The sequence below is a fragment of the Johannesbaptistia floridana genome (genome assembly GCF_057440575.1).
The window spans coordinates 1-8,170 of sequence record NZ_JALKVM010000312.1; the positions used below are offsets into that span (position 1 = coordinate 1).

Below are 8,170 nucleotides of genomic sequence, written 5' to 3' on the forward strand. Positions count from 1 at the left end.
TCGCTAACCTGATGAGAGGTTTAGCGAGAGTCTCCATGAGGGCGGAAAGATGACAGAATCATCATTTATTCATCCTCGTCTCAGAATGACTATTAGTAGTCTAGATTTAGATATTGCCCAGGAAATAGCTAAATATAAAAATCAGAGAAATAGGGAAATACAAAGATACCCGATTTCTACTACTAGGAAAATAGTTGAATCACAAGATAATCTAGTAACTAAAAAAGAAGCAACTAGAAACGAAGCAAATACCCCAGAAGCAGAGGAAAATGATTATGATTATGTCATAGAAGCAAAACCGATAAGAAGTAAACTGCCAGCATTTATTTATTCATTTACCTCCCCCTGGGGCATAGCTTCGGTAATTTTAACAGTCATAGGCAGCTCTCTATTAGGGCTAAACCTAAATACAAATAGTTCAATACCTGATTATCCCGCCACAAACTCGACTATTTCTTCTCCAGAAATAGTCGAAGGCGTAGATTTATCTAAAGAAACAATTGAGTTAAATTTAAAAACAGTAACTAAAATGCTTAAATAAATTTTATCTAGTTGTGAAAACAGACAAAAAAATAATTGGGAAAACCAGAGAATAAACTATAATGGAAATAACTAGGGTCGAAAAGAGGGTAAAAATATGGGAGTAGTTGGTCGCATTTGGCAACTAGTAAGTATAAATATTAACAGTTTTGTCAAAGAAGCAGAAGATCCCGAAAAGATATTAGAAACAGCTATAGAAAAAGTAGAAAAGGAACTAATTGTAATTCGCAGAGCAATAGCTCAAACTATAGCTCTACAAAAACGGACTGAACGTCAAATAAAAATAACTCAGAATCAAGCTCAAGAATGGTATCGTCGTGCTGAATTAGCAATCAATCAACAGGCAGAAAGAATTGCGGAAGAAGCATTACTAAAACGAATGCCTTATTTAGAACAAAAAAAAATCCTAGAAAAACAAATTCAAGAACAACAAACAGTAGTAAACAAGCTAAAACTACAAATGCGTACGGTTGAAGGTAAACTGGCAGAAATGAAAATGCAAAAAAACCTATATATAGCCAGAATCACATCAGCGACAGCAGAACAAAAACTTCAAGAAGTAACAGGAAGCTTAAGCACAACAGGTGCGGCAGCAGCTTTAGAAAAGCTAGAAACAAAAGTGTTAGAACTAGAAGAGATAGTAGAACTGAATAAAGATCCTATCGAAAAAAAATTTAACAGACTAGAAACTGAACAAACACTGAAAACGGAATTGGCTCAGATGAGAAACAAAAACCTCAACCCTCAATTATCACGACGAGTCAGTATGGAAAGTAGAGAATATGAAGAAATTGCAGAAATAGATCAACTAAAAGCAGAAATAGAAAAGATTTAATACCGCTCATAATCGAAAATCATAATCGAAAATCATAATCGAAAATATAGATCAAAATAAAGGTGGTGAATTAGCGTAAAAAGAGGCAAAATATAATAAGGAAGTGAATAATAGTACGATACCAATCATTCTGAAAAAACAAATACAGGATGTAGTAAAAAAAATAAAGCAAACGTAGGAAAGAAAAAATTATGGGATTATTTGATCGTTTAAGTAGAGTTTTTAGAGCTAATCTCAATGATTTAGTAAGTAAAGCAGAAGACCCAGAAAAGGTACTAGAGCAAGCTGTAGTAGACATGCAGGGGGATTTAGTACAATTAAGACAAGCAATAGCTCAGGCGATCGCTAGTCAAAAACGTACAGAAAAACAATATACAAGCAATCAAACAGAAGCTAATAAATGGCAACAAAGAGCTCAACTTGCCCTTCAAAAAGGACAAGAAGACTTAGCAAGAGAAGCTTTAATCAGAAAAAAATCATATAGTGAAACAGCTAACACCCTGCAACAGCAATTAGAGATTCAAACTTCTCAAGTACAAGACTTAAAGCGTAAATTAGTAACTTTAGAAAGTAAAATATCTGAAGCTAAGACCAAAAAAGATATGCTCAAAGCTAGAGCCAATGCCGCTAAAGCTAATCAACAACTACAAGGGACTCTCTCCAACATGAGCACCAGTTCAGCAATGAGTGCCTTTGAGCGTATGGAAGAAAAAGTAATGATGGAAGAAGCCAAATCTCAAGCAATAGGAGAAATTGGCGGTTCAGGCTTAGAAGAACAATTTAACCAACTCGAAGCGGCAGGAGGTGTAGAAGACGAATTAGCGGCAATGAAAGCACAATTAAGTGGAGCTTCTCCCACTCAAGGTAATTTACCTGCGGCGGAAAATTCTTCTCCCCAAGATTCAGCAGTAGATGCAGAATTAGAGGAATTGAGATCTCAACTCAATCAATAGAAGTAGTAATCATCTTGTTGAAAATAACCCACGGCTTCACACTTCTGTGGGTATTTTCTTTATATAGTCATGATTAATTCCATAGAGATTTCTTTAAGACAATGGTTGCTAAAACAATTATATAAGTCAATCTTACCCCAAATCGCCCCAGAAAATGAGAAGACATATTTAGAGATACCAGTATACTTACTTCATCATACCCAACAAATTACTTACCGTTGTCGTTTGGTTTCTCAAGTTAGCTATATAGATATAGATACAAACAATCCTGAAACCAGCTACTTACTATCTTCTGTAGCTGAAAAACTAGAAATAAAAATTAATCTTATTAAGAATCAAGTTTTTGATTTGCAACCAACTGACATTATTGTTGAACTTTGGTTAAAAAAACTCTATAGACTCAGTTTACAGTCTTTTGTCACAGTAGAATCCTCTCAAGCAAAACCAGAAAATATGATTGTTGCTTCTGTTTTCCCCATACAATATACTTACTCTCGCTGTTGCGCTTGGTTACGTTTAGCTAGACAACAGCAACTAATTAATAGTAGGGGAGAACTTTTACAACCTCTTGATTTGATTAAACTTCCTCTAAATCTTGAATCGGCAGATAGACAATTAATTATTTCCCTAGCTGAAATAACAGACGCTCTTGATGCTAAAACCCCTCATAATTGGTTAAAATTAGCTAATAAATTAGCTTCAGCTCTTCTTTTTTGGGATACTCAAGCTGGAATATGGCGCAATAGTCCTGACTTAAGAGAAATAAGAATTATGCTTGTAACTATAGTTCAACACTATTTAAAACAGTTACTAGAAATTCGTTTACAAGTATTTGCACCAACTAGTTTGTAAATTATAGAGATTTTTGAGAGAAAAATTAATAAAATCCTTGACAAATAAATTTTGATCAGGTATGCTCTATAGGAGTGTGAGGAGTGAACCAGTTAGAGAGTCGAGACGAAACAAGGAAAGTCGCCGGCTCTCTTTCTGTTTTCTTGAAAGTTTCCAGCCGTCAACACAACTATTCTCTAATTTGTTGCAGAAGTTTATTAAAAGGTTGCCAATCATCAGATTCTGCGATCGCAGACCAAACCGACTCAATTTCTGGTCTGAGTAAAGCAGTTTGGGGATTAGCTTTCTGGAGGATATCGCCTACTTTTGTTCTTTGTGAAGCTGGCAATTTAGTTAAAACACGATGATAAATTCGCCGCCAATCCTCTAAATTTTCAGATTTAATCTCTAAATTCTCTAAAATAGTACTAGCATCTTCAAACCAACCATCATTAAACTGTTTAGCTAATTCAGCAAAAAAATAATGATAACCAATTTGAGAATCTTGGAGTAATTGAATCGTTTCTGTAACTAAATCATTCCCATCAACTAGAGGTAATTCACTCAAGCCTAATTTTTTTCCCATCAGTTGATTATAAGTATTTTGATATAAATCATCAAACTCTACTATGCTACTCTCTAAATCTATTTTGGCCATAACTAGACTAAGGGGTTTTTGTAACTTTTCTAAATTCCATTTACAAATCCAGGGTTGATTTCCATAACTATATAAACCACCAGAATCAAAGTAAGCGGCAGTAAATTTGCGATTGTATGTAGGAATAAAAGCATAAGGACCATAATCAAAGCTTTCTCCTGTTAAAGACATATTATCTGTATTAAGTACTCCATGACAAAAACCCGCCGCCATCCATTGTGCCGCCAATGTAGCAACTTTTTCTATCAACTGTTGATAAAATTGAATATAGCGGTCTTCTAACCCCACTAAATCAGAATAATAGTAATAAATGATATGTTCTAATAACTTTTCTACTAAATCATGACGTTGAATATAATCGAGTCTTTCAAAAGTACCAAAGCGTAAATGAGAATGACTAAAACGTATCATAACTGAGGCACGAGTTGGGGAAGGTTCGTCATATCGCCATAAAGATTCTCCAGTTTCTACTAAACTCAAACATCTAGAGGTATTAACTCCAAGTCGATGTAAAGCCTCAGCCGCTAAAACTTCTCTCACACCCCCTTTTAGAGTTAATCTACCATCAGCATTACGAGAATAGGGAGTTCTTCCTGAACCTTTTGTGCCTAAATCATAAAGACGTCCATCTTTGCCTCTAACTTGTCCATAAATAAAACCTCTACCATCTCCTAAAAAAGGATTATAACTGCCAAATTGATAACCGTGATAACGTAGAGCTAAAAATGGTCTTACTGATTGAAACTCACCAAATGCTTCAAGAAAATGGCGATCGCTCACTGATTCCGGTTCAAGTCCCATTATTTCTAGTACATCATCATTACGAAATCTCAGTAAATGTTCAGGAAATTGGGCAGCTTCTACTAGATCAAAATATTCATCGCCTAAATCGACTTCGATAGCCGTTTGATATTCTAAATTCAAAAAAGGGTTAGATTGATTAATATTCATTATTCATAGGGTTGTAATAGTTTGCGATCGCTCTGTCGAAAATAGGCTAGACTCAGATGTTGCATCTTTATCACTCATTTACTGGTTGTGGTTGAGTAATGAGTAATGAGTAATGAGTAATGAGTTTTGAAGTAAAAGAATGGATCCTAACCTCTTAAAAGGAGGCAGGAGGCAGGAGGCAGGAGGCAGGAGGTCGGCATAGATGGGGATTTTTAAAATTGATTCTCGCCTGTTGGCAAATTTCAGTACTTTTGTTCTGGTGCTTTGGTCTAAGCTAGAGGCAAAAGTTATTTAATTATAGCAATTTAGGGATTTATATAGGCGATCGCCATTTTCTCTCCCCTTAGCTCATATCTTCCACCAGAACTTATGTACTAATTTTTAAGGAAAAATGTTCTTTATGGTTAATTCTCTATAATCTTTGTCTCCTAGGGGTTTAATATCAATTCTTTTACTCATTACTTCAAAACTTCAATACTTCTTACTCATTACTCATTACTCATTACTCATAATTCAACATCTCTGGATTTGAGATTACTTCTTCATACTTTAAAACATAAAATACTACAAAATATTTATTTAACTGGTAAAAATGCTATATTAGTTAAAAAAGATAATTAAAATTTTATTGCCATACATAACTGGATATGACTCAACTCACCTCAACCTCAACAACTTCTTTACCACCAAAATCAAAAAGCTATGGATTAAAAAACACTTATAGAATCATTTTTCAACCATTACAATTTTTGGAACAACAGAGAAATCTTTATGGTGATATTTATTTATCACCTCAATTTTCAAGCTTTCCGTCTTTTATTTTAATTGGTAATTCCCAAGGAGTTGAAGCCCTATTTAATATTAATCCTAGTTTACTAGATACTGCCACCTCTAATGCAGCACTAAAACCCTTACTAGGAGACCAATCTATTTTACAACTAGATGGTTATCCTCATCAACAAAGACGTAAATTATTAATGCCCTCTTTTCATGGACAAAGATTACAAAGTTACGGAAAAATTATTACTAAAGTTACTGAAAAAAGTATTGCCAAATTAACAAAAGATAGTTACTTTTCTGTAAGAGAATTTGCCCAAGAAATAACTTTAAATGTAATTATGCAAGCTGTTTTTGGCTTAGACCAAGGAAAGCGCTATGAAGAACTAGGAAAAAATTTTAGTAAAATTTTAGATTTATTTAACTCTCCCATTTATACAACAACACTATTTTTACCCTTTTTGCAAAAAGATTGGGGAAAATGGACTCCTTGGGGAAACTATCAATATCAAAAACGAGAAATATACAATCTTCTCAGTCAAGAAATAGATACACATCAGCAACAAGAAGAAGGAGAAGATATTCTCAGTTTACTATTATCAGCAGTTGATGAAGAAGGACAACATTTAACTAAAGCAGAAATCAGAGATGAATTATTAACTCTCCTATTCGCAGGTCATGAAACCACCGCTTCTTCATTGGCTTGGGCATTTTATTGGATTCATTCTCAACCAGATATTTATCATCAATTAATGGATGAATTAGATAATATTAATCCTGATACTGACCCCACAGAAATTGCCAAACTTCCCTATTTAACAGCAGTAGTTTCTGAGAGTTTACGAATTTATCCTACTGCCTTATTTACTTTTGGCAGAATTTTAAAACAACCAATGGAGTTCCTTAACTATTCTTTACCCGCAGGTATAGCATTAATACCCTGTATTTACCTAGTTCACCATCATCCCGATATTTATCCAGAATCGAAAAAGTTTAAACCAGAACGATTTTTAGAGCGCCAATTTTCACCTTATGAATTTATCGCCTTTGGTGGCAGTAATCGTCGTTGTTTGGGTTCTGCTTTAGCTTGGTATGAAATGAAATTGGTATTAGCCACAGTATTAAAGCATCTAAAGCTTACTTTAGTAAATAATCGCCCTATTTTCCCTGTGAGGAGAGGTTTTACTACTACCCCAGCAGGCGGTGTGAATATGAAAGTAGTCGATGTTTTATAGGATCAGATTCAGAGCATTATTTCTAGCATTTTATGAGCGGTACTTACTTAGTTTGATAATAAAGCTACTGGTACTTCAATTCTTAAAAAAGCAAGTGCTTCTTGATGATCTTTATCACCTAAAATAGTTTCCAGAGTACTCGGAGGGGGTATTAAGTCCCCGTCTTCTTGCATTAAGTTAATATGTCCTTTTAAAGCTTCTGTAGCCATTAACTTAGCTTCTTCTATAGTGTCTCCTGCGCTAATACAACCAGGAAAGTCATAAAATTGTACTCCGTAATCACTATCTTTATCCTTATGAACTGTGGCTATGTAAGTATTCATTATTTTTCCTTTAACGTAATTTAAGTTTTGCTTGTTTTTCGATACTAATTAAAGTTTTGAGTGGAATATCTTTTTTTGGGTGAGGAACAGTAACTTTTCCCTTTTTTTCAGGATGTTTAAAATGGTGATGACTACCTGTGGTGGTAACTTGATACCATCCGTCTTTCTTGAGTTTCTTAATAATTTCACGACTATCCATAATCATCATTTTAACCAAATTGGATGGCTTATGACGAGTTTTTTGGTTCTAGCTAGAAAAAGTGGCATTGCTGAATTTAAAGTTGCTTAGCCTTGAATCGGTAAACAGTGTAACAAATATGTTGACAAATAAGTATATATACCCTGCAATTGTGCAAGATCTCAGTAAATATGGTTAACACTACAACGAGCACTGCTATAACTGCTCTCAGACTAAGATTTAAACGTTAAAATGGGTCTCAGTTTAGCCACCACGTTCACCATTCCAGTTTTTACCTGACTTTCAATCACAGGAGTGATTGGTTTATAAGCCACTGGTGCCTCCTCGATAATACGTTCAGCTTGTAAGGCGATCGCCCTTTTGAGTAATGAGTTTTGAAGTAATGAGTTTTGAAGTAAATACCCTCATCAATGGTGCTATCCTTTATAAACATCTTTCTTAACATAAAACTTGACAAAAACACCAACTTGTGAATTAGTGCTTTTTTAGATTTTGTTTAAGAAAATAATGTATAGCAATATACATTTAATTAGAAAATTAAGTATGAGTAGGGTGTGTTAGGGCGAAGCCCGTAACGCACCGCTAGATGAGTTTTGAAGTAATAAGTAATGAGTTTTGAAGTAAGAAGCCAGTATGAGTAGGGTGTGTTAGGGCGAAGCCCGTAACGCACCGCTAGATGAGTTTTGAAGTAATAAGTAATGAGTTTTGAAGTAAGAAGCCAGTAACCTGTAGGTTGGGCCCTTGTCACGAAACCCAACATTATATTAGTGGTTGTAGTTGTAGTGTGTGAAGCGTGCGAAGCCCGTAACGCACCTAGATGAGTTTTGAAGTAATAAGTAATGAGTAAGAAGCCAGTAACCTGTAGGTT

The 8,170-nt window shown here is 34.7% G+C and carries 9 protein-coding genes; 5 read left to right on the top strand and 4 right to left on the bottom strand.

Annotated features, from left to right (window positions below; translation table 11 throughout):
- Positions 1-49: 49 nt before the first annotated feature.
- The 4 genes from MW688_RS18280 (at position 50) to MW688_RS18295 (ending at position 3,180) form a co-directional block, all read left to right on the top strand.
- Entirely contained in the window at positions 50-541 is a 492-nt protein-coding gene (locus MW688_RS18280) for a hypothetical protein (protein ID WP_486737449.1), read from the top strand.
- Between the two features lie 96 nt (positions 542-637).
- A complete protein-coding gene (locus tag MW688_RS18285) occupies positions 638-1,375 on the top strand; it encodes a PspA/IM30 family protein (RefSeq protein ID WP_486737450.1) in 738 nt (245 codons plus the stop codon).
- A gap of 191 nt (positions 1,376-1,566) precedes the next feature.
- Entirely contained in the window at positions 1,567-2,328 is a 762-nt protein-coding gene (locus MW688_RS18290; RefSeq protein ID WP_486737451.1) for a PspA/IM30 family protein, read from the top strand.
- Between the two features lie 69 nt (positions 2,329-2,397).
- The gene (locus tag MW688_RS18295) at positions 2,398-3,180 is read left to right on the top strand and encodes a DALR anticodon-binding domain-containing protein (protein WP_486737452.1); all 783 of its coding nucleotides are present in this window, start codon (positions 2,398-2,400) and stop codon (positions 3,178-3,180) included.
- A 169-nt stretch (positions 3,181-3,349) separates the two neighbouring features.
- Here the strand turns inward: MW688_RS18295 and MW688_RS18300 are convergent, their stop codons facing one another.
- Positions 3,350-4,768 carry a protein adenylyltransferase SelO gene (locus MW688_RS18300; RefSeq protein WP_486737453.1) on the bottom strand — a complete coding sequence of 473 codons (1,419 nt, stop codon included), beginning with the start codon at positions 4,766-4,768 and terminating at the stop codon, positions 3,350-3,352.
- Between the two features lie 647 nt (positions 4,769-5,415).
- On the opposite strand from MW688_RS18300, the gene MW688_RS18305 reads away from it, so the two are divergent.
- Positions 5,416-6,780, top strand: coding sequence for a cytochrome P450 (locus MW688_RS18305; RefSeq protein WP_486737454.1), 1,365 nt, complete (start codon positions 5,416-5,418; stop codon positions 6,778-6,780).
- Positions 6,781-6,827: 47 nt separating this feature from the next.
- Here MW688_RS18305 and MW688_RS18310 read toward each other — a convergent pair whose 3' ends face one another.
- From MW688_RS18310 to MW688_RS18320, 3 genes are all read right to left on the bottom strand, one after another.
- Positions 6,828-7,103, bottom strand: a complete 276-nt coding sequence (locus MW688_RS18310; protein WP_486737455.1) for a type II toxin-antitoxin system HicB family antitoxin — start codon at positions 7,101-7,103, stop codon at positions 6,828-6,830.
- Positions 7,104-7,113: 10 nt separating this feature from the next.
- Positions 7,114-7,302 (bottom strand): type II toxin-antitoxin system HicA family toxin, encoded by a 189-nt coding sequence (locus MW688_RS18315; RefSeq protein WP_486737456.1) that lies wholly within the window; start codon positions 7,300-7,302, stop codon positions 7,114-7,116.
- Between the two features lie 212 nt (positions 7,303-7,514).
- A complete protein-coding gene (locus MW688_RS18320) occupies positions 7,515-7,655 on the bottom strand; it encodes an RtcB family protein (protein WP_486737457.1) in 141 nt (46 codons plus the stop codon).
- Between the last annotated feature and the right edge of the window lie 515 nt (positions 7,656-8,170).

What these genes read in the sequence shown, in the direction of transcription:
- MW688_RS18315 (WP_486737456.1), bottom strand. Translation starts at nt 7,302, where the DNA reads ATGGATAGTCGTGAAATTATTAAGAAACTCAAGAAAGACGGATGGTAT.
- MW688_RS18295 (WP_486737452.1), top strand. Translation starts at nt 2,398, where the DNA reads ATGATTAATTCCATAGAGATTTCTTTAAGACAATGGTTGCTAAAACAA.
- MW688_RS18285 (WP_486737450.1), top strand. Translation starts at nt 638, where the DNA reads ATGGGAGTAGTTGGTCGCATTTGGCAACTAGTAAGTATAAATATTAAC.
- MW688_RS18300 (WP_486737453.1), bottom strand. Translation starts at nt 4,768, where the DNA reads ATGAATATTAATCAATCTAACCCTTTTTTGAATTTAGAATATCAAACG.
- MW688_RS18290 (WP_486737451.1), top strand. Translation starts at nt 1,567, where the DNA reads ATGGGATTATTTGATCGTTTAAGTAGAGTTTTTAGAGCTAATCTCAAT.
- MW688_RS18280 (WP_486737449.1), top strand. Translation starts at nt 50, where the DNA reads ATGACAGAATCATCATTTATTCATCCTCGTCTCAGAATGACTATTAGT.
- MW688_RS18305 (WP_486737454.1), top strand. Translation starts at nt 5,416, where the DNA reads ATGACTCAACTCACCTCAACCTCAACAACTTCTTTACCACCAAAATCA.
- MW688_RS18310 (WP_486737455.1), bottom strand. Translation starts at nt 7,103, where the DNA reads ATGAATACTTACATAGCCACAGTTCATAAGGATAAAGATAGTGATTAC.